Raw genomic sequence first — 579 nt, 5'->3', positions numbered from 1 at the left:
ATGAGGGTTGCGGTGCTCAGGGTCGCCACGACAAGGGCTTGCTCAGCGCGGGCTTGCAGATCGTCGTCGTCCATTCCCGTCAACTCCATCTGGAGTACTCGCTCAAGCAGCAAAGATGAAGCGTGTACCCGTGTAGGAGCGCAGAAGCTTGTTCGGAATCTCGGCCTTGGCTATCTCATAGAACGGCTCGCCAGTGCAGTGCAGTGGAATGACGTAGTCGATGTCCATACCCTTGAGCGCTGCGATCGTGTCGCGCACATAGACTTCCTTATAGGGCGCGAGATGGAAGCCGCCGATCACCGCATGAACCTTGTTGACGCCCGAAGCCGCTTGAGCCTGTTTGATTGCGTTGATCACCCCGCGATGGCTGCAGGAGGTCAACACGATCAACCCGCGGCCTATTAGATTGAACGCGATGGCAATCTCATGCCGGAACTGGTCCGGGATGACCGCCTTCGTCCGTTCGTCCTCCGGAAGCTGGTCGGCATAGCATCCAATGCCGTGGTCCACGCCGATCTTCATGGCGCTGGGGGACAGCAGCTTCTCAAAGCTCGTCTGGCCGATGTGCCCCGTGGTGAA

The 579-nt window shown here is 58.7% G+C and carries 1 pseudogene; it reads right to left on the bottom strand.

Features of this window, described 5'->3' with window-relative positions:
- Positions 1-102: 102 nt before the first annotated feature.
- A pseudogene (locus ACZBJS_RS42695) lies at positions 103-579 on the bottom strand (MBL fold metallo-hydrolase); the annotation flags it as partial.

This window comes from Bradyrhizobium sp. KZN70725, assembly GCF_055264925.1.
The sequence above is the reverse complement of the archived record's forward strand: the minus strand, read 5'-3'. Positions and strand labels throughout refer to the sequence as shown.